Annotated in this window: 17 protein-coding genes and 1 riboswitch; of the genes, 13 read left to right on the top strand and 4 right to left on the bottom strand. The window is 41.1% G+C overall.

The window, feature by feature from the left end; all coding sequences use genetic code 11:
- Nucleotides 1-3 precede the first annotated feature (3 nt).
- Genes ABD930_RS00505 through ABD930_RS00495 form a run of 3 tightly spaced genes read left to right on the top strand, consistent with a single transcriptional unit; the run spans nucleotide 4 to nucleotide 5,982 of the window.
- Nucleotides 4-3,156, top strand: a complete 3,153-nt coding sequence (locus ABD930_RS00505) for a SusC/RagA family TonB-linked outer membrane protein (RefSeq protein ID WP_345229711.1) — start codon at nucleotides 4-6, stop codon at nucleotides 3,154-3,156.
- Nucleotides 3,157-3,182: 26 nt separating this feature from the next.
- The gene (locus ABD930_RS00500) at nucleotides 3,183-4,985 is read left to right on the top strand and encodes a RagB/SusD family nutrient uptake outer membrane protein (RefSeq protein WP_345229710.1); all 1,803 of its coding nucleotides are present in this window, start codon (nucleotides 3,183-3,185) and stop codon (nucleotides 4,983-4,985) included.
- A 31-nt stretch (nucleotides 4,986-5,016) separates the two neighbouring features.
- Entirely contained in the window at nucleotides 5,017-5,982 is a 966-nt protein-coding gene (locus ABD930_RS00495; protein ID WP_345229709.1) for a BT_3987 domain-containing protein, read from the top strand.
- 240 nt (nucleotides 5,983-6,222) lie between these two features.
- On the opposite strand, the gene ABD930_RS00490 is transcribed toward ABD930_RS00495, so the two are convergent.
- Complete coding sequence (locus ABD930_RS00490) at nucleotides 6,223-6,897, bottom strand: epoxyqueuosine reductase QueH (protein WP_425571084.1); 675 nt, start codon at nucleotides 6,895-6,897, stop codon at nucleotides 6,223-6,225.
- A gap of 121 nt (nucleotides 6,898-7,018) precedes the next feature.
- A complete protein-coding gene (gene metE / locus ABD930_RS00485) occupies nucleotides 7,019-9,325 on the bottom strand; it encodes a 5-methyltetrahydropteroyltriglutamate--homocysteine S-methyltransferase (protein ID WP_345229708.1) in 2,307 nt (768 codons plus the stop codon).
- A gap of 151 nt (nucleotides 9,326-9,476) precedes the next feature.
- Nucleotides 9,477-9,725: riboswitch (cobalamin riboswitch) on the bottom strand.
- Between the two features lie 214 nt (nucleotides 9,726-9,939).
- Between metE and ABD930_RS00480 the strand changes: the two genes are divergently transcribed.
- The 5 genes from ABD930_RS00480 (at nucleotide 9,940) to ABD930_RS00460 (ending at nucleotide 13,923) form a co-directional block, all read left to right on the top strand.
- Complete coding sequence (locus tag ABD930_RS00480; protein WP_345229707.1) at nucleotides 9,940-10,401, top strand: Lrp/AsnC family transcriptional regulator; 462 nt, start codon at nucleotides 9,940-9,942, stop codon at nucleotides 10,399-10,401.
- A gap of 822 nt (nucleotides 10,402-11,223) precedes the next feature.
- Nucleotides 11,224-11,595, top strand: coding sequence for a hypothetical protein (locus ABD930_RS00475; protein ID WP_345229705.1), 372 nt, complete (start codon nucleotides 11,224-11,226; stop codon nucleotides 11,593-11,595).
- Nucleotides 11,596-11,708: 113 nt separating this feature from the next.
- Nucleotides 11,709-12,635 carry a hypothetical protein gene (locus ABD930_RS00470; RefSeq protein ID WP_345229703.1) on the top strand — a complete coding sequence of 309 codons (927 nt, stop codon included), beginning with the start codon at nucleotides 11,709-11,711 and terminating at the stop codon, nucleotides 12,633-12,635.
- A gap of 78 nt (nucleotides 12,636-12,713) precedes the next feature.
- Nucleotides 12,714-13,175: a TlpA family protein disulfide reductase gene (locus ABD930_RS00465; RefSeq protein ID WP_345229702.1), complete on the top strand. Its 462-nt coding sequence runs from the start codon at nucleotides 12,714-12,716 to the stop codon at nucleotides 13,173-13,175.
- Between the two features lie 40 nt (nucleotides 13,176-13,215).
- Nucleotides 13,216-13,923 carry a RagB/SusD family nutrient uptake outer membrane protein gene (locus tag ABD930_RS00460; protein WP_345229758.1) on the top strand — a complete coding sequence of 236 codons (708 nt, stop codon included), beginning with the start codon at nucleotides 13,216-13,218 and terminating at the stop codon, nucleotides 13,921-13,923.
- 18 nt (nucleotides 13,924-13,941) lie between these two features.
- On the opposite strand, the gene ABD930_RS00455 is transcribed toward ABD930_RS00460, so the two are convergent.
- Nucleotides 13,942-14,091 (bottom strand): hypothetical protein, encoded by a 150-nt coding sequence (locus ABD930_RS00455; RefSeq protein ID WP_345229700.1) that lies wholly within the window; start codon nucleotides 14,089-14,091, stop codon nucleotides 13,942-13,944.
- On the opposite strand from ABD930_RS00455, the gene ABD930_RS00450 reads away from it, so the two are divergent.
- The gene (locus ABD930_RS00450) at nucleotides 14,090-14,533 is read left to right on the top strand and encodes a YybH family protein (RefSeq protein WP_345229699.1); all 444 of its coding nucleotides are present in this window, start codon (nucleotides 14,090-14,092) and stop codon (nucleotides 14,531-14,533) included. The genes ABD930_RS00455 and ABD930_RS00450 overlap by 2 nt on opposite strands.
- 1 nt (nucleotide 14,534) lies before the next feature.
- On the opposite strand, the gene ABD930_RS00445 is transcribed toward ABD930_RS00450, so the two are convergent.
- The gene (locus tag ABD930_RS00445; RefSeq protein ID WP_345229698.1) at nucleotides 14,535-15,203 is read right to left on the bottom strand and encodes an FAD-binding oxidoreductase; all 669 of its coding nucleotides are present in this window, start codon (nucleotides 15,201-15,203) and stop codon (nucleotides 14,535-14,537) included.
- Between the two features lie 510 nt (nucleotides 15,204-15,713).
- Between ABD930_RS00445 and ABD930_RS00440 the strand changes: the two genes are divergently transcribed.
- The 4 genes from ABD930_RS00440 to ABD930_RS00425 all read left to right on the top strand — a co-directional run bounded on the left by ABD930_RS00440 (nucleotide 15,714) and on the right by ABD930_RS00425 (nucleotide 21,371).
- On the top strand, nucleotides 15,714-17,837 hold the full coding sequence (locus tag ABD930_RS00440) for an alpha-L-fucosidase (RefSeq protein ID WP_345229697.1): 2,124 nt from the start codon (nucleotides 15,714-15,716) through the stop codon (nucleotides 17,835-17,837).
- A 144-nt stretch (nucleotides 17,838-17,981) separates the two neighbouring features.
- Nucleotides 17,982-18,296 (top strand): hypothetical protein, encoded by a 315-nt coding sequence (locus ABD930_RS00435; RefSeq protein WP_345229696.1) that lies wholly within the window; start codon nucleotides 17,982-17,984, stop codon nucleotides 18,294-18,296.
- A gap of 167 nt (nucleotides 18,297-18,463) precedes the next feature.
- On the top strand, nucleotides 18,464-19,384 hold the full coding sequence (locus ABD930_RS00430) for a hypothetical protein (protein ID WP_345229695.1): 921 nt from the start codon (nucleotides 18,464-18,466) through the stop codon (nucleotides 19,382-19,384).
- 1 nt (nucleotide 19,385) lies between these two features.
- On the top strand, nucleotides 19,386-21,371 hold the full coding sequence (locus tag ABD930_RS00425; RefSeq protein WP_345229694.1) for a TonB-dependent receptor plug domain-containing protein: 1,986 nt from the start codon (nucleotides 19,386-19,388) through the stop codon (nucleotides 21,369-21,371).
- Nucleotides 21,372-21,373: the final 2 nt, after the last annotated feature.

The raw sequence follows: 21,373 nt of genomic DNA, 5'->3' as shown, positions 1-21,373 counted from the left end.
AAAATGTCGAAAAAAAGTTTACTTCAACCAAAGGGCGCAATAATGGCAGGGATCCTGTTATTGTGCCTTACTTTTTTAAACCTTTCTGCTCAAGAACAGAAGGGTCAGATCCAAATAACGGGTACCGTGAAAGACGGGTTAAACAGCCCACTAACCGGAGTAAGTGTTCAAAACCTGCAGACCAAGACAGGAACAACTACCGACCAGGACGGAAAATTCGCGATTTTGTCGAGTCGGGGTGATTCGCTGCGTTTTACCAATGTGGGCTACGAAACATTTACCACAGCGATTGGCGATTTGATTAATCTAAACATCACCTTATTTGCCGCAGAAAACACCTTGAATGAGATCGTTGTCGTTGGATACGGACAACAGAAAAAAATCAATATGGTGGGTTCACAAGCTACTGTAAAGGTAGAAGACCTAAAGCAGCCGGTTGCTAATCTAAGTGCGAGCTTGGCTGGCCGTATCGCGGGCTTAGTAGGGGTACAGCGTTCAGGGTTGCCAGGAAGTAATTCGGCCGATGTCTGGATACGGGGTATTTCTACGTTCAACTCACAAAATAGTGCGTCGCCATTGATTGTGGTGGATGGCGTGCAAGGACGTGATTTAAATGCCTTTGATCCGGAAGATATTGCTTCATTGACTATCCTGAAAGATGCTTCAGCAACAGCGGTTTATGGTGCGCAGGGTGCCAATGGTGTTATTCTCATTACCACCAAGAAAGGCCGGAGTGGTAAACCTACCTTAATGTTCAATTACAACGAAGGCGTGGTTAATTTTACCAAATTACCAGAATTAACCAATGCTGAACAATACATGCACCTACGTAATGAAGCCATGGTATCATCAGGCTTAAGCCCAGAATACAGCGAGGAGTATATACAGAACACGCTGAATGGTACAGACCCACTGTTGTATCCCAATGTCAATTGGATGGATGAGCTGTTTAAATCGACTTCCCGGAACCGTCGGGCAAATTTTAGCGCTCGTGGGGGGACAGATAATACGCAGTTTTATACTTCTGTTGCCTATTACGACGAAACGAGTATGCTCAATACCGATGCACTGCAAAGTTATAAGGCCGACTCCCGTTTTCGCCGGTATAACTTTACGTCCAATATTGATATGAATTGGACGAAGACAACCAAATTCACCCTGGGAGTACAGGGCTATATTACCAATACCAATTTTCCCAATGCGCAGACGGATATTAACTCTTCAGATGCCAACTCTAGAAATCCAGTGGTTGGTGTACAGTCAATCTTTAGCCGGGTGATGCAAACCAATCCGGTGCTTTATCCGCTGATGTATCCGGGTAACTTAGTACCTGCCGTCAACCAGTCGTCAGATGCCCAACCTAACCCTTATGCGCTGGCTACCCAAACGGGTTATATTAACCAGTTTGCCAGTCAAATTTATTCGAACGCGCGCTTGTCACAGGAACTGAATTTTGTTACGCCGGGTTTATCATCGTATGCCATGTTTTCATTTGATACCTATAATGCGCATAGCATTTCCAGAAGTCGCACACGCTCAACCTATACGATCGATCAGTCTAACCCTTACAACGAAGATGGTTCACCAAATCTGGTCCTCCTATCCAATGGTTCCGATAACCTGGATTATAAGCGAAGCAATAGTGGCGATCGTCAGTTCTATTTTGAAGGGGGGTTCAATTACAATCAACAATTCGATAAACATACTGTTACGGGGTTGCTGCTTTATACTCAAACCGATGAGATTTCTGCCTTTGCTAGTGACCTTACAGGTTCCCTTCCTTACCGTACACAGCGGGTGGTTGGTCGTGCAAATTACCTGTATGACGATCGCTATGCAGCCGAATTCAACTTTGCTTACGATGGATCGGAGAATTTTATCCCTAGTCGTCGCTTTGGTTTTTTCCCTTCTTTTGGGGTGGGTTGGATCTTGTCTAACGAGAAATTCTTTGAACCGCTTAAAAATACCTTACAGCTGGTAAAACTTCGTTATTCTAATGGTATTACGGGTTCTGGTGGGGGTGGCCGCCGTTTTGGTTTCATGACTATCGTAAGAACCGATGCTACTGGATATTCGTTCTATAATGGCTCTGGGAATAACTCTTATAATGGTTTGGCCATTTCTGACTATGGTTATGATGTAACTTGGGCCGAATCGCATAAGCAGGACGTTGGACTGGAATTGACCACGCTCAATAACCATTTAAATATTACGGTTGATTGGTTTAAGGAGCACCGTACCGGTGTATTCCTACAACGGGGGAGCTTACCGAATTATCTGGGCTTACAGAACCAGCCTTACGGAAATCTAGGAATCATTGATAATCAGGGCTTTGATGGAACGGTGGCGCTGGAAGGTTATCAGATTGGCCAAACCACTTGGTCATTCAACGGTACTTTTTCTTATAATAAAGATCAGGTAATCGATAACGACAACCCAAAACAGCTCTATCCTTACTTAGAACGGCGGGGCCGGAATTATTTGGCAACCTATGGCTATGTGGCCGACGGGCTTTTTCAAAGTCAGGCAGAAATTGATAACCATGCCGATCAGTCGGCACTGGGATCACAGCGGGTAGGCGATATCCGTTATAAAGACCTGAATGGCGATGGGGTGATTAATACCTACGACCAAACCAAGATCGGTAATGGCGATGTTCCGAACCTGGTCTATGGCTTTGGTTTTAATGTGAGCTATAAACAATTCTACTTGGGCGCATTCTTTCAAGGGGTAGATGGGGCTACCAGAACCCTGTCTGGCGATGGTATTATCCCCTTTAATAACAGCACCGGACCGGAAAGAAGTAACCTTTTTGCAGCAGCAGAATCGCGTTGGACGGAAGATAATCCCTCAGAAGACGTGCTATACCCACGCTTAGGTTATGGAAATTCAGTCAATAAAAATAATGCGGTAACGTCTACTTGGTGGGTAAAGGATATTGATTTCATCCGGTTGAAAACCGTGGATTTTGGTTATTACTTACCTAAACCCTGGATGGATGGTTTAGGAGTCAAAAACGCACGGGTCTATTTTCAGGGAGTGAATCTACTCTACTGGAGTAAGTTTAAATTGTGGGATCCAGAACTGAACAGTGGTAACGGTTCGGCTTATCCCAATACGCGTACTTTCTCTTTAGGTATCCAAGCTAATTTTTAACGGTTGCAATTGAAATGATAAAAAAAATGAGAACGAAAATATTAACGATACTGGTTGCAAGTGGACTCATCCTTTCCGCTGCTTCCTGCTCTAAATTCTTAGACCAAATTCCGGATGATGTATTGACCGTCGACGACATCTTCCAATCAAAAACCTATGTTGATAATTACCTGGCCCAGATTTATGCCAATATACCGAACGAATTATCGCAGCGTCTTGGTGAGCAATTTTCCGGCCCATGGACAGCCGGTTCTGATGAGGCAAAGTATAATTGGGATTTTAACTATGCCAATAACCTCAATAAAAGTACCTGGGCTACGACTGATGGTACGGTGTCCAATTTTTGGGATAATTTTTATAAATCCATCCGTAATGCCACGGATTTTATCGATAAAATTGACGGCGCCAATGAACAAGAAGTAACCCCTGCTATGAAAACACGTTACAAGGCAGAGGCTAGAGCCCTACGAGCGATGTATTATTTTTGGCTGGTTCGCATTTATGGCCCGGTACCGTTGATCCAAACAGTATTGCCCGTAGATGCCCCTTTAGATGAGGTGCTCTTACCTCGAAATAGTTTTGATGAATGTGTGCAGTATATTGTCAGTGAATTGGATCAAGCCTACATTGATCTGCCGTTGACGCCGGTGAATAACGAGTATGGTCGGATTACGAAAGGAATGGTCAAAGCCTTTAAAGTAGAAGTATTGATGCTCAGTGCCAGCCCCTTGTTTAACGGTAACCCAGACTATGCAGGTGTAACCAATAAGGATGGTACTGCACTTTTTAACGCTACATATGACGAAAACAAGTGGAAATTGGCGGCTGATGCGGCAAAGGCTTTTTTGGATGAATTTGTTCCTACAACGTACGATTTATTTGTGCAAAGCAATGCCGATCCTTTTATGCAAGCATATCTATCAACCAAAAATGTCATGTTTACGGAATGGAATAAGGAGTGGATATTTGCCCGGCCAAATTCGATGAACCGTTCACAGTATGACAAAACACCTAAACATGTGGGCTACACAACAGATGTACAGGGTGCAGGTGCCTTAGGAGTAACGCAGAAAATGGTGGATGCCTACTTTATGAAAAATGGACTTCCCATATCCAGCAACGGATCAGGTTATCAACAATCGGGCTTTTCAGAATTTCAAGCACCTTTTGATGTGAAGGCTAGAAGTACATATAACCAATGGATTAACCGTGAACCACGTTTCTATGTAGGCGTAACCTATAATGGTAGTTACTGGTTAAATCAGTCGAATAATACCAAAGAGGTTATCTCGATATTTGAACTTTCTGGAAACTCAGGTCGCAAACAGAGCACATCCGATGTCTCGCCTACAGGATATGTGGTGCGGAAGAATGTCGTGACGAATAGCGACAACCGAGGATCAGTGCAGTTGCGCTTAGCGCAGATCTATCTGGATTATGCAGAGGCCTTAAATGAATACAACCCTAATAGTTCGGATATTCTCAAGTATCTAAACCTGATTCGGGAACGGGCAGGTATCCCTGTTTATGGATCGGCACAGATTCCCGCGCCTTCAGGTCAAGCGGCTATGCGCACAGCTATCCGCAAAGAAAGGCAGATTGAACTGGCTTTTGAAAACACACGCTATTTTGACTGTCGCCGCTGGAAAACAGCAGCAACAGAATTTGCGGGAGAAGTATATGGCATGAACATGTTCGTGGACGGCAATGCTTTCTATGAAAAAACACTGATCGAAAACCGGGTGTTCCGTCAACGCGATTACTTATGGCCCATCCCGAATGCAGAGATTCTAAAAAATGAATTTATGGTACAGAATCCAGGTTGGTAAGGTAAAATAAAAGGACAAAAAAATTATGCTAATGAAATATCTAACACAATATTTAGCTAAACATGCCACACATTATATCACTTGTTGCATAGCTGGAATGGGCATTTTGGTAGGCTGTACTAAAGATGTGGAGTATACGGTGGATAATGAAGGAACCATCTATATGGCGCAGGCTTATGAGAATAAAGCGGCTGTCATCCTATATGCGATTGACTCCGTTCAGGATATTAATTTTGGGGCTTCTTATGGAGGGCTAAACTACCCTTCAGCAGATATACCAGTAACTTTTGAGGTAGATAAATCTTTGATATCGACGTATAATGAACAACACGGAACGCATTTTATCTCCTTTCCGGAATCGGCCTATACGATTTCTGGCCTAAATAGTTCTATTCGGTCGGGAAAGGTAGATTCGGATCCCTTGAAAATTGCGGTATCAGCCAATGAATTGGAGCTGGGGCAGGGCTATATGCTTCCAATTAAACTAACAGCAGCGGGTAGCAGTACTATTGATTCCAGTCTATCTATTGCCTATTTCCGTATAGATTCCTTAGTAAGGCGAGAACGTGATGTTACTCAGCTGGCAACCTTATCCGTCAGTAATGAAAATAATGGTGGATCTGGCGCGGCAGAAGGTTCGCCTAAGTTGGTTGACGGAGACCTGGACACAAAATACCTGACACAAACGTATGCGTCGGGTATGTGGTTTCGACTGAAGTTCGCTTCGCCACATGTATTGGGAGCTTATACCTTTACTTCAGGGAATGATGCGGATGCACGAGACCCTAAAACTTGGCGCCTGGAAGCATCAAACGATGGCAATACTTGGACAACCCTGGATACGCGTACGGACGAAAGCTTTACGGCCAGAACGCTAACCCGCAGGTTTGAATTTGAGAATACAGAGGCATATACGTATTATCGGATTGTACTACTGGAGAATAATGGCGATTCGCTATTCCAAATGAGTGAATGGCGGCTGATTGAATATTATTAATCGTTGAAGAACCACCAACGTCAAGGGGCCGACAGGATATAGCTGTATGGCCCCTTAAACACTTACGCACAAGTTAGTGGAATTTTTTCGCAGACAGTACCGGACAGTTTTGAGAAAAAAAATATTCAGTGGTCCACAAATCGGGGCACTTAACAACGACTAGTAAGGGGTGGTCTTGCTATCGTTGGTAACCGGTTGGTAATAAGGTATGTAATGGTAAGAATAGTATAATGATCGACTTTATTCGTTGCCATAATACTTTTCTCCCAGCTTGATTTTCGCTCGACCATTTTTTGTTCGCCATTGATTGGTATCTCTTAGGGAGTAAGCACAGCCGCAATATTCCTGCATGTAAAATTTTTCCTGTTTGCTAATCTCCAACATACGCGCAGAGCCACCCTTCTTTCGCCAGTTATAGGTCCAATAGCTAATGCCCTCATAATGATTAGCTGCCCGGGTACCACTGGCATTAATCTGTTCCATATTCTTCCAACGAGAAATACCAAGCGAACTGCAAATCGTATCAAAACCGTTTTCAAAAGCATACAATGCTGTGCGTTCAAAACGCATATCAAAACACATGGTACAGCGTATACCGCGTTCCGGCTCCCATTCCATTCCCTTCGCGCGCGAAAACCAATTGTCGACATCATAGTCAGCATCAACAAAAGGAATATGATGCTTTTCTGCAAAACGGATATTTTCCTCCTTTCGGATATCGTATTCCTTTTTGGGATGAATATTCGGATTATAGAAGAAGATTGTAAATTCGATTCCCGAAGCGATAATGGCTTCCATTACCTCTCCTGAGCATGGCGCACAGCACGAATGCAATAATAATTTTTTGCCACCTGCTGGCAATGCTAATTTTTCTCTTTCAAACATTAAATGGTATCTCCCTATTTTACGCTCCAAATAGCTTAATAATTTATTTTCGCCACCTTATTAAGACAAAAGAAAGTATTTTTTAGACAAACTAATTGCCATTAAAAGGACTGCAGGTTATCGTTGAGATTTACCCTGCAGTCCTTATGGATTAAATTACGTCTGCTACTTTGATCTGTTGGCGCGCTTGTTTCGCGGCGGCCACCATATTTTCCAGAGCAGCTTTGGTTTCAGGCCATTTACGGGTTTTCAGTCCACAGTCCGGATTTACCCACAGGTTACGGGCAGGCAATAATTCGGCGGCTTTGGCCAAGAGAGCTACCATTTCTTCCGTACTGGGCACACGTGGTGAGTGAATATCATATACCCCAGGTCCGATCTCATTCGGGTATTCGAAATGGCTAAACGCTTGCAATAATTCCATCTGTGAGCGTGACGTTTCGATGGTGATCACATCGGCGTCCATAGCGGCAATATGTTCAATGATATCGTTAAATTCGCTGTAACACATGTGTGTGTGGATCTGCGTTTGATCTTGAACACCACTCGCTGAAATGCGGAAAGCTTTTACTGCCCAGTCTAAGTAGTGAGGGCGTTTGGCTTTACGTAGGGGGAGGCCTTCACGGATAGCAGGTTCATCGATCTGTACCACTCCAATCCCCGCTTGTTCAAGTGCTACTACTTCATCGCGTATGGCCAAGGCAATTTGGTTCGTGGTGATTTCACGTGATTGATCATCACGTACGAATGACCATTGCAAAATGGTAACGGGGCCTGTCAGCATCCCTTTCATTGGTCGGTCGGTTTGTGCTGCGGCAAAACGGCTCCAACGAACGGTCATATCGTTCGGTCGACTCACATCTCCATAAATAACCGGAGGTTTTACGCAACGGCTACCATAGCTTTGTACCCATCCATTTTTGGTAAACAGAAAACCATCCAGTTGCTCACCAAAATATTCGACCATATCGTTTCGCTCAAATTCACCGTGTACCAATACATCAATATCGATCTCTTCCTGCCAGCGTATGGCATCGATAGTGGCCTGTTCAATAGCCTTTTCATATTGTTCGACATTCAGTTCGCCCTTCTTGAATTTTGCACGTAATTGACGGATATCATCCGTTTGAGGGAAAGAACCAATGGTTGTTGTTGGAAATACGGGTAGCTGAAAACGTTCATGCTGCACTTGCTGGCGTACCGGGAAGGGATTTTTCCGAGTAGCATCTGCATCGGTAATGGCTGCAATACGGTCTTTTACGGCGTGCTGGTGTACTTTTGACGAAGCGCGTCGACTTTCAATGGCCTGTTTGTTGGCTTCTAAAAGGTGATTATCTCCTTCAGCTAGCTGTTTTAATTCGGCGATCTCTTGTAGTTTTTGTTTGGCAAAGGCCATCCAGTTTTTAATTTCCGGATCGAGGGCCGTTTCCTGATCAAGGTCGATCGGGCTATGCAACAATGAGCAAGAGGGTGCGATGATTACGCGATCGGCACCTAATGCAGTTACCGCTTTATTCAGGATGTTCAGTGAGTTTTCATAATCGTTCTTCCATACATTACGTCCGTCAACTACACCTAGGGAAAGTTGGAGGTGCTGGGGAATTAAGGCCAATACTTCATCCAATTGTTCAGGGGCACGTACCAGATCGACATGTAAGGCGGTAACCGGTAGGTTCACGGCTAATTGGGTATTGTCTAATAAAGCATCAAAATAGGTAGCAATTAAAAGGTTAACACCACTTACACGGTTGGCAATACTTCGGTAAGCAAAGTCAAATGCTTCTTTTTCCTTTTTGGAGAGATCAAGTGCGAGGCAAGGTTCATCTAACTGTATCCATACTGCACCCTGTTGCTTAAGTCGGTTAATGATCTCCACATAAATCGGAACCAGCTTTTTGATGAGATCGATGCGCTCAAAGCCCGTTTCTTTTTCTTTACCTAACAAAAGATAGCTTACCGGCCCTAATAATACAGGTTTTGCCTTTTCGCTAAGCAATTGTTTCGCGGCATGGTGTTCGCCAAATACATTTTCATAAAAGAGACGGAACTCCTGATTAGCCGTGAATTCAGGTACAATATAATGATAGTTCGTGTCTAGCCATTTGGTCATTTCCATGGCGGTAATATCCAGTCCATCTTTTTGGTAACCACGGGCCATGGCGAAATAAAGGTCGATTTCCTTATTCGCTTTTACTTCAGATAATACCGGTGCGTAGCGCTGTGGGATAACGCCCAGCAGCAGGCTCATGTCTAGCACTTGGTCATAAAAACTGAAATCATTGCAAGGAATAAGATCAATCCCCGCATCCAATTGTGTTTGCCAATTCTCTTCCTTGATCTTGCGGGCAACCTTATTTAGTTCGCTCAAGTCAATTTTGCCTGCCCAATACTGTTCACAAGCTTTCTTTAGTTGTCTTTGGCCGCCAATTCGCGGGTAGCCTAAGTTTTGCGTTAGCATTTCTTTTATGAATTTAATAAAACGATTAACATTGTCTTTGCTAAACTTTGCAACACTTTGTTGGGAAAAGGGCATACCAATTCTTATGAGCAGACAACTAGCCAGCCAAGGAGATATCAGATCAGACCATTTGCTTTATTCCGCGAAAGCATTGTCTATTCGGTAAAAGGCAGGTCTCCTGACTTACAACCTAAATTCAAATTATTTTTGCATAATCAAATTCAGGTTTTAACATTTCAGCCGCCCTTCCCATCTGGCAAGCCAGACAGTGGGCATTGTTGGCAGAAACTTTTGATGTTACTTACAGTTGCGCGACAGTTCATGATTTTCACATGATTCCCTTTTCACCTGGATGTTGCGTTGGCTCGTGAGCTAATGCAGCTTCTAGGTTTAATTTCGATTTTCATCGAAAACCTTTTCCGATCGATTAAGTAAAGAAAAGAACGACTATTTATGAATTTGTCTAAGGACGAAATTCTGGACAAATTTAAAGATAAAGTTTTACTTGCTAGATTTTAAGGTGTATTTCCGAATAAAAATCTATTTTTGTTTACTTTTTTAGAATATTACACTTAAGTAGTGTTCTAAACAATGTCCTAAAAGGAAATTATTCTATGGAAGAACTAGATCAGACTGATTTACAGTTGCTCAGGTTGTTAGGAGAAGACTCCAAAGTGACCATTAAAGAATTAGCGGCTAAGGTAAACCTTTCGCCGTCACCTGTTTTTGAACGCGTAAAACGATTGGAAACAAGCGGCTATATAAAGAAGTACATTGCCTTGATTGATGCCGAAAAGCTCCATTACGGATTGATTATTTTTTGCAATATCAAACTTAAACAGCATGATAAAAGCATCGGGCGAGAGTTTGTGACTGACATTATGCGGTTGAATGAAGTGGTAGAATGCTATAATATCTCCGGCGATTATGATTTTCTGTTGAAAGTTTATGCGAAAGATATGAAGCATTATCAAGATTTTGTATTTAACAAATTAGGTTCGGTAAAAAGTATTGGCAGCACATACAGTACATTTGTGATGCATGAAAACAAGAATTCCTATAATATTATTTTTTAAAATCCCTTTTCCATCACTACCGGCTTATCCCGCTCATCTCAATTTTCGTTAATCGATACTTGAATAGCCGAACTTCCACAGTTTGGTAGCGTATTGCCTAGGAATGGATTTCATATATTTTGAGTGTTAATGCAATAATTTGTTATAAACACGTAAGTAATGGCATTAATTTTGCTTTTTCATGCCACATTAGCGTGATGTAATATCGCCAATTGTAAATGGTTTTCCTATTTATAATACTAAAATTATGCTTTTTTATATCCGTAAATGGATTCCTCCATAATACGATCATCCAGTATGTTTGTTTATGCCAGATATAAGCTGAAATCAATGTGAAACCTGCTTATACATGAAATCGGTTCCATCACTATAAACATGAGGTGCCTATCGAATCAGCAGCTGATGTTTTCGATTTCATAACAAACACTTAATAATTAATCCATATTAAAACACTTTTTTTTGCCACCAAATAAAAATCTATCGAAAAATGAATTATTTTTAAGTAATTTTTATTTCATTATTATACCAAATTTGTAATCACCAGTAATATCTATTTATATCGGAAATAGGTATATTTGTCTACGTAAAAACACCAATTTATCTAAATAAAGAACTTACTTTATTTAGATAAATTCAAAAGCCAGTATAATGGCACAAGCATTTCTGAAAGTACGAAAGTTTTGTAATCCATAATAATGATTTTACAGCTGACCTAGATTTAAATGAACATAGAAACAAAAACTATAAAACTGAGTAACATATTTTTGAATTTTTTTTTAATAAAACTGCACTAAATATGAAATATAAGAGCAATGTGAAAATGTGAATAAAAAATATTTCAGAAAAAAGAAAGGTGATCGAAGTGGAAGTATTCAAGTTGTTAGTCCTGTTTCGGCTTTATCAACTAAGACTAAAATGATAACTCCATTCATTAGGGTACAAAAATTCATAAATCATGATTTAAACATTATGAAAAATTTAAAAAAGCTCAATCTGTTTAACATCGATCAATTGTTAACCAGGGAACAATTAAAACAAGTTTATGGTGGTTCTGGTGGTAGTGGAGGAAGTGGTGCTACTATAAAATGCGAAAATGATGTGTTGGGTGTTTATGAATGCTGGGGTACTATGGCTCAATGTGTTGAGGCGTGTTCTCATTTTAATTATTGTGGAGGGTGTTGGCAATTTCAGTAAAAAGCAAAAAGGGAATATTGCTTAATCAATGTTCCCTTTTATTTTAAAATGTCCACCTAATTAGATAGTAGAATGAACTGATTCTTACGTATCTTATTTTTAAACCACTAAATATGCCTCGATTTATTTTTATATGGATGTTTCTAGCATTATTATCCTGCAAAGATCAACAACATGCCGACGATTTATGGTTCTCTCCTATATTGGTTAATCACATTGAACAAAAAAACTATAAGGGTTATACAAAAGCCCTCGAATCGTTCACGCATAACTATCTTAAAATTATTGATTCGATAAACCGTCAGTATCCTATTGTGGTGGTTGATACGAATAAATACGACGACACCCAGAACATGTACACTATGGAGATAGGAATAAAAAAAAATTTGGATAGGAGAATAAAAGCTGCTGAAAAGTATTATGTAAAATATATTAGAAATGTAACTAAAAAACAGAATCAGCATATGATGGTGGAGAATGGATTCCAAGACATTGCTGTTTATCCTAAGGATATTCAAAGAGTATATAATTACAAGGAAATTCAATTTCTAGTCAATGTAGGCCGACTTAAAAACTTAACTTACGTTGGAGAATTACTCCCACCTTTACCTGATACTTCAGCGAATGTAAACGTGTCAATTGATACAGTAACGATCTCTGGGGCCTTTGATGATGCAGAGATTTGTTATTTAAAGCGACTGATAAATAACTCAGGAGTCTTATGGCAAAAAGATTGGTTGGAAAGAGACGAAAAAAGTAAGATTAACTTTGTGCCTAATTTTTTAAAAGACCATCCCTTAAAAACTGACTATTTTATGAATATAAAAGTTTCTAAAGATGAAGAAGGTAAACTAGTGTTTCTATTTGACTACGGTGCTATGGCGGGCGAAGTGAACACGTTAATACCCCAAAGGTTATCCAAAAAACTTGTTTTATCGAACGAATTCGATCAGCAAATAAAGCCTTTGGAAATCAACAGAGAAATAGGTCTGTCCATCAAACAATTTATCGATAACCAACTTTTTATTACTAACAAATAGGTTCAACAACCAGCATGCAAAGGTAAAGGTGTTATGATAAACCGATCTCTAATTGTCATTCTATTCCACGTCATTTGGATGTTTGTAGTTGCCGATGGACAATATGCATCAGCGCAAACTATACCATCTAGTCTTATTACATCCAACGAAAGACAAATCACTAAAAAGGAAATGGAATCCAAAATTGTGGTTTTGAATTTTTGGTTTATGACATGTGGGCCTTGTCTTCGAGAAATGAGCGATCTGAAAAGCTTGCAGGAGAGATATGGGAAAAACAATCACATTATTTTTATAGCCATTTCATCGATGGATGATAGTGAACAATTAGAGATGTTTCGAAAATATAAAGATTTTGGTTATGAATTAATTCCGAAAAACTCTAACTGGATCAATTATTATAAAATAAAATTGTATCCAACAAATATGATCCTTGATAAAGGACAGGTCGTCTTTAAACAAGAAGGTTATAATGAGAAAAAGAAGTTGGTTGATTTGGAAAAAAAAATAACTACTCTAGTTTTAAAGCAGGACGTAAATTAAATAGTTCAAAAACAATCTATAAAAATTATTAGAACTCTGGATTGGTGACGCACAACCGGTAGCACCAAATTTTGGTAATAGTGTCACCGGCTATCAGTTGATCAAATTTGTGGGCGATGTTAAATACGATAACTATAATCGCTCAGAAAATGATATGCCAATTTTCCGTTATGCTGAGGTATTGTTGAACTATGCCGAGGCCAAGGCCGAGTTGGGCACCTTATCACAGGCAGATATCGATATATCCATCAAGCTTTTACGCGATCGAGTAGAGATGCCCAACCTGAATTTTCAGGAAGCTAAGGCCAAACCTGACCCGTATTTAGCAAAGGATTATACCAATGTATCCGGCGATAACAAAGGGATCATTTTAGAAATCCGTAGGGAACGGCGCATCGAATTGGTTATGGAATCTTTTCGCTGGGATGATATCCTCCGTTGGAAAGCTGGCCAATTGGTTACCCGTCAATTCAAAGGCATGTATTTTCCTGGAACAGGAAAATTTGACTTGGATGGCGATGGCAAAGACGATATTTGGATTTATGAAGGCACAAAACCAACTGCTCCTGGTCTACAGATACTGAAACTAGGTTCGGAAATTTTACTTGAAAATGGCAAAAGCGGCAATGTGATTGTCAATCCGAATATTAACAAAGTGTTTGACGAATCTAGAGACTATCTATATCCATTACCTGTTCAAGAGTTAGAGCTCAACCCTAATTTGGAGCAGAATCCAAATTGGAAATAACTAATTAGCCCTCTGCAACTACTCCAAGATGCGGAGGGCTTTGATTTCGTTTACCGATAAAAAGGGGGTGGCTACCGATTTTTTAGGAATAGCTACCGAATCGTAGATGGTAGCCGTAATAATAGATGCTATTTTTGATACAGGTAACCTATTATACCGTAAGATCATGAAGGAAAAAGATGAAGACATCGTAGCGATTCAAGACGCCAACAGGGAGCTTTATCAAGCTTTTGAAACGCTAGACTTTAAATCAGCAGGAGCACATCTTACAGAAGATTGTGATTATATCACGTTTAATGGCATGCACCTGGTGGGACGAGCGGCGTATATCCGATCTCATAAGGAATTAATGAATAATTTTATGTTCAGAGGAGCGACCTTGGAAGGAAATATTACAGATATCCGTTTTGCTAATGAAAAAACAGCCATTGTTATTGCCCGTGGTGCAATTAAATTTCGCTGGCAAAAGAGAGCTCCTAAAAGTCGACAGTCCATCAATACATCGGTATGGGTAAAAGATATAAAGGGTGTTTGGAAAATGACCTCTTTTCATAATTGCCGAATTAAACCTTTAGGATGGTTTGCAAAATGGCTATTAAAGAAGAAATAGGCTATTTTTCAAAAACCAAAGCTTCAGGTTTCGCACCCAACGCTTTTAACGCCTCCAGCGTGGATGAAGTGAACGCATCCGGACCGCAGACATAAAATGGTTGATCGAAATGATCGATATGCTGTTGCAGGAAACTTTTATCAATTCTACCCTGGTAAAAACCGGGTGCCGGTTCGTCTGTGATCAAGTTGAAGAAATTTTCACCTAGCATTTTTTTAAATTCGGCCTCCCCTATGATATCCTTGGTTGTTCGGTTGGAAAAAAACAATCGGTTGCCACCAATTTTACCTTGTGCATATAAATTCCGAAGAATGGCAATAAAAGGTGTTACCCCGGCTCCCCCAGCCAAAAAAACACCTATCCCTTCATAGGCAATGGCTCCCCAAGCATCGCTGATTTCCAACAAATCGCCCGGTTTAAGGAAGGCTAACTGATTGGTTACACCGTCATGATCAGTATAAGATTTTATAGTGAATTCAAGTGTTTCATTTTCAGGAAGTGAAGTGAAGGTAAAAGGACGTTTTTCTGCTTTCCATCCCTCTTTCCAGATTGAGAGATCAGTTGCTTGTCCCGGTACATAGGAAAATCCAGCCGGCTTATCAACGGTAAATGCATGTACATTATGCGTCACTGGTTCGATCTTGCGTATTTTTACTCGGTAGTTAGCCATAGCACATGGTTAAAGGATTTAACATTAATGGTAGTTTATACTCGTTAGACAATCGAGTGTTGATTTAGTTTTGCTTAGGGATAAAACAGGGAATTTTAACTTCATAAACAGGCATGCCGGGTTGGCCTTAAGCCTGACAACCTCACAGATGCCTTATATTACAATGGATGGGTCACCGTTAACCGGAATCCGCCCCGTAGTTTCATGGCCAATTTTACCTTGAAATTTTAGTGATAGGGATTAGGAAGATTGCTGGTACGTTTCAATCAAGGGGGGCTAAAAAGTTGTCATTTCGATCGGAATAATGGTAGTATGCTTTTTAGACATCCAGGGGTATAAAAATCCGCTATTTTTTCCTTTACCAAATAGTCTTGTGTACTTTTCTTACATTTACAAGCGAACAGACAAATGATGAATACAGCTATGGTGAGCCGTTGGTTGTATGTAAATACGGAGGCAAATTTTAGATAGCAGGCGGTTGATTGATGGCTATAAAAAGGAAAATCAAATATGAACAACAATAACAGGGTATTTTTTACGATTTTCTGTCTATTTTGGGCAACTATAATCAACGCTCAACCAACACGAGAAGGGTTGAAAAAATGGGAGGATGAACGATACAATATGTTCATCCATTGGGGAGGGATCTATTCCGTTTTGGGGGGTGTTTGGGAGGGGAAGCACATCGATAAAGGACTTAGCGAGCAAATTCAATCTCATGCGGGTATTTATAGCGATTCGTACGCTGCAGTGGCTAGGCACTTTAACCCTGAAAAGTGGAATGCCGATTCGATTGCTGCATTGGCTGTGCGGGCTGGGATGAAGGCAATTGTTTTCACTTCCAAACATCACGACGGTTTTTGTATGTGGGATACCAAAACAACAAATTTCAACGTGGTGAAAGCGACTCCCTTTAAAAGGGATGTAGTGAAAGAGTTAGCAGACGCTTGTAAGCGCCGGGGATTGAAGTTCGGGTTATACTTTTCCAATATCGATTGGCATTTTCCAGAGGCTTCGCCTATATCGAGTCACAATTCTGATTCCATACCCCCACTACATCACGCGTATAACATGGCACAGATCAAAGAACTTTTGACCAATTATGGTGAGATTACGGAGCTATGGTTTGATATGGGATCTAATACACTCCAGCAGAGTAAAGAGATGCGTGAATTGGTTCACCGTTTACAGCCACATTGTATGATTGGAAGTAGGTTAGGTAACGATATGGGGGATTTTACGGTCATGTCAGACAACCAGCAGCCCGACTACGAGATTGGTGTTCCTTGGCAGTCGCCTGCCTCATTCTTCGATGAAACCTGGGGTTATCGATCTTGGCAGCAACATGTGCCCAAGGAAGAGAAGTTCAGGGAAAAATTGACCAGTCTGATCAAAGTTGCCGCCCGGGGAGGGAAGTACTTGCTCAACATTGGCCCCAAGGGAGACGGCTCTGTTGTGTCTTATGAGCGCGACATCCTGATCCAAATAGGAGATTGGCTTGCGATCAATCACGAGGCTATATACGGTACTGCACCCGATCCGTTTCGCGAAGACTTTCCTTGGGGTGCAGTAACGGCTACCGATAAAGAAATATACCTTATTTTAACGGCTAAGCCTGAGGGGAATCGTATTACGCTTCCGAGGATCACCGGCAAGGTAGCGGAAATCGACGTATTAGGTAGTCCGAATATCCGGCTAAAGACAGCGGTAATTGGAAATGAGCTGCAGGTGCATCTGCCGGCTACTTTTAACTGGTCTGATGGATTTAAGGTTATTGCATTACGCTTTAAAGAGGCTTATACCATAACACCTTCCCGATTGATACAGATCGCCAATCAGCAAGTGGTATTGAATCACAGCAATGCATTCCACTATTTTAGTAATTCAGGGATCGATTACAATAGCCGTTTCAAGAGCACGGTGAAGGAGTCTTGGAATCTCTTAGCGGCCGCTTCTCAAAAGTACCGCCCAGTATTATGGTATTCAGATCAGGAAAAAGGAAAGAAGATCGATATGCAGATCAATGATGTACCACTTACTGTGAGCTTAGATCAGGGGCAGGAAATGGCGTTGAATAATGAACAAGCAAATATAAAATGGGAGTCCCCTTACATCAGCGAGCCTTTCTGGAGCGGCATCGACGAATTTACCCAAGAAGTGAATCTTGAGGCCAATGAGCGTAATTATCGGAAAGTTACAACTAGCAATGAGTTTATCGCTCTTCGGGTGCCGATGGAGAGAAGACAGGCTTTTGTTTATGCGCAAACGATCATATCCCAGGAAGCTGCAAAAGTGCTTATAAAAGTAACTTCTGGAGACGGTATTTCGCTAGCCCTAAATGGTAATACACTGCTGCTGCATAATAATCCCGAAAGGGGAGGAACAAAGACGGATTATGTGCTGCTACCCCTTCATAAAGGAGAGAACCGGCTGTTGGTCAAAACAAACAATCTTTTTGGAGATGCTGCCGTGTTGAAAGTTGAACGGGATATTCCCCAGCGGGTTTACTGCAAAAAATTAGCAGATATGAGCCTGAAAAAGGGACAGGTGACCACAATAAGCTGGAAGTTGCATGCACCCACTACGATACATGAGACGATGAATATGCCAAATTTGGCTTTAGCAATAAAATAAAAGAAGGTGCCTGCTATTTTTTGAGCTATTCTTTACGTATCTTTGGCGCAGACTGATTTAGATAAACAGGTTTTGAGACGCGTTTGTACATATATTCTACTAATTGCCCTGACACTGCAATCTTTTTATCGCAGTATCATGACAATGGAATACCAAATACATTTACCTGATTATTTAGCAAAATGCATCAACAAAGATCGGCCCCAACTTCATTGTAATGGGCAGTGTGTGTTGATGAAGAAAATAAGGGAAAGTGAAGAGCGGGAGCAAAAGAAAAATCTGGCGGCTTATGAATACAGCTCCCTTTACGTGCACAGGGAATACACTACCTTCTCCATGTGTCAGCAGTATGAAGAAAACCGCGAAGATCTGGTTTTACCTTATTTCATCCATTATACTTTTACCTACCACACCTCACCATTTCATCCGCCCAATGTAATCCTCACCTGTAAAGCGTGATTTAACGCTAACGGAAGATTTAGTGGATTATACGATCACCTTTGATAGCCAAATTGGACAAGGCTTAAATGAATGACCGTGCATAGCATAGCTTTCCGGGAAGTTTGTCTTATACTGTTTGGGTATCGGTGTGCTATTCTTAATTTTTTACCACACATTCATCGATAATGAAAAAAGTACTGTTTTTTCTGATAGCAGTGTGCTTTTCAGTTGTGTCTTGTACAAAGGATAAAACAGATTACGAAGCAGAAATCAGCACTGTTGTTCCGGAACACTATGAATTTAAGGAAGCTATTGCCATTAGTATTGGAGTTTACAACATTAGTATTGAAGCATTGAATGGAACGTTCTACAAAGGTTACAATGAAATCCGATTGAAAGTGATGGATAATCAGACCAATGAAAACGTAAGGGCTTCTGCGGCAACATTTTTACCGATCCTAACTAAGGAAAAGGGAGATAAAATTTCCTGTCCGCATCGCTATGATTTAGTTTACCAGCAGGATGACAACTATTTCTCAGGATATGCTGTATTTACCGATGAAAGTGATAAGGGAAACTGGAAAATTTACCTCGGCTTTACTGTTAACGGCCAGCGATATACGGTAACGCAAGGCATCACCGTTGAAGAACAAACCAACAAAAACCTGAATATGACCTCATTTACTGGAAAAGATGATGAGCAATACATCATTGCACTAGTATCCCCGCAAAGGCCGAAAGTTGCCGAGAACGATTTGGTTGCTGGAATTTATCAGTACTATAAACCAACCAAGCCTGCCGGAACCTTTCCCGATCCTGCGCAGTTTTCCTATTCCGAGGTAAACGACTATACCTTACAATTAGATCCGCGGATGCCCGAACCTTCTATGGGAAATCATTCATCTATCAACAACAAAGATTTAATACAGGGAGATGATGGCCTATACCATGGGGTAGTTAACTATACGATGACGGGAAACTGGACGCTGAATTTTATTCTATTGGACCAAAAGGGCAAAATAGTGAAGGGAACGGAGGTGCCTACCGATTTTACGCCGGGTGTAGAGGGCGCGAAAAGTGAACTTTACATTGATATTCTATTCTGATATGCGGAAACTGTTAACCATACCCATACTTTGTTTAGGAATATTTGTTCATGCCCAGAATATGCTCTTGCAACGTGACAGCACCAAAACCTTGGATGAGGTAAATGTAATTGGAGTGCTCAACAAAAAGATTGAAACCGACATGAAAATGGCGGTTTCTGTGGATGAGTTCCTGGCGTCTTCAGACCATATCAGTTTTATTAAACGCGGTGCCTATGCGTGGGAACCATTGCTCAATAATATGAGTACTGAGCGATCTACCGTGACGATAGACGGCATGCACATTTTTGGGGCGTGTACAGACAAAATGGATCCGGTTACGTCGTATGTAGAAAGTAACAACCTCTCCACCATCGATATCAAATCGGGTCAGGAAGGTAGCTTACATGGTGCCACAGTTGCCGGAAGTATTGATCTGAAAAGGAGAACTACGCCCTTCGGCCTTGGAAAAAAATGGAGCGGCGCTTACCAAACTGGTTTTGAGTTTAATAACCAACAATTTTTTAACTTGGGAAATGTGTCCTATTCAGGCGATAAGTTTGTTGTAGACGGAAGTATTTCCTTCCGGAAAGCGGGTAATTACACTGATGGCAATAATAATGAGGTAAAGCATTCGCAGTATAACAAATTCAATACCTCCCTGGCTATGGCCTATAAAACAAGCCCCTTATCTTCAGTAAGGGTGGATGCCCTATTCGATATGGCTAAGGATGTCGGTTTTCCGGCGCTACCAATGGATTTATGGCTCTCACGGGCTATCATCACATCGGCTGCCTATAAACAATTATTTGAAGACGGTTTGATGAGGGTCTGGGATACAAAAATATATTTCAATGCTATAGAACATTATATGGATGATACCAAGCGGCCTGAAAACTTGGTTCATATGGATATGCCGGGGTGGAGCACCACTTACGGACTGGTTTCTGAAGTAAACCTGAAAAAAGATAATTACACTTCCGAAATCCAACTGAATGCTTATAACAATGTATCCATTGCCGAAATGCGGATGTATCCACAGGATCGGGGCAAGCGAACCATGTTTGCCTATAGCTGGCCTTGGGTTACCACCCGCTTCGCGGGACTTTCCATGAATAACTTCTGGGACATTTCAGAAAGAAGCCAAGTAAATCTGGGCGGATCATTAGGTTTGAACTACAATCATTCCAAATATGTAGAGTTCAACTGGATTTTTCATCCCGGAGCGCCGCAGGAAAAAACCAGAATTCTGCCTAGTCTGCATGCGGGTTACCAACTGAACATTCAATCGTTTAATTTTTCTGGTGGAATCGGTTATGGGCACCGTGCGCCTTCTGTTTCGGAGGGTTACGGATATTATATCTACAATAGTTTTGACCGGTATGATTATATTGGAAATCCCGATCTGAAGAATGAAATCTCTTATGAAGTCAATGCAAGTGCAGGATTTACAAATGATCAGATGGGAATAGCCGCCAAAGTAAACTATTTCTATATACAGAACTACATCATCGGTAGGATTTTGAGCTTAGGAAGTCCGATGAATTATCAGTCGGTAGGTGTAAAAGGTTATACCTCTTTAGATCATGCCCAGATTTTCAATCTATCTTTAAATGCCCATTATCATATCCTACCACAATTACATTGGGAGGGTATGTTCACTTATGCCCGGGCAACGGATGATCATGATGGGAACCTGCCATTTATCCGGCCATTCAGCTATCAAACATCCCTTCATTTTGTGCATGAGAAAATCGGTTTTCAGACTTCGCTGAATGGAGATTTCGCACAGATCAATTACAGTCCGCAGTATGGGGAAGACCAAACACCTGCCTATACCATTTGGAATATCTCTGCGGATTATACATGCAACTTCAAAAAGGTAAAAGCCGTTTTGCAGGTTGGTGCAGAGAACGTATTGAATGCATATTACAGCACTTATGCAGATTGGGGCAATATCCCGAGGATGGGACGTAATATATTCACGTCTGTAAAAATCAATTTTTAGCA

The organism is Olivibacter ginsenosidimutans (assembly GCF_039542865.1).
Taxonomy (GTDB): Bacteria; Bacteroidota; Bacteroidia; order Sphingobacteriales; family Sphingobacteriaceae; genus Olivibacter; species Olivibacter ginsenosidimutans.
This window is presented reverse-complemented; position numbering and strand designations above follow the sequence as displayed.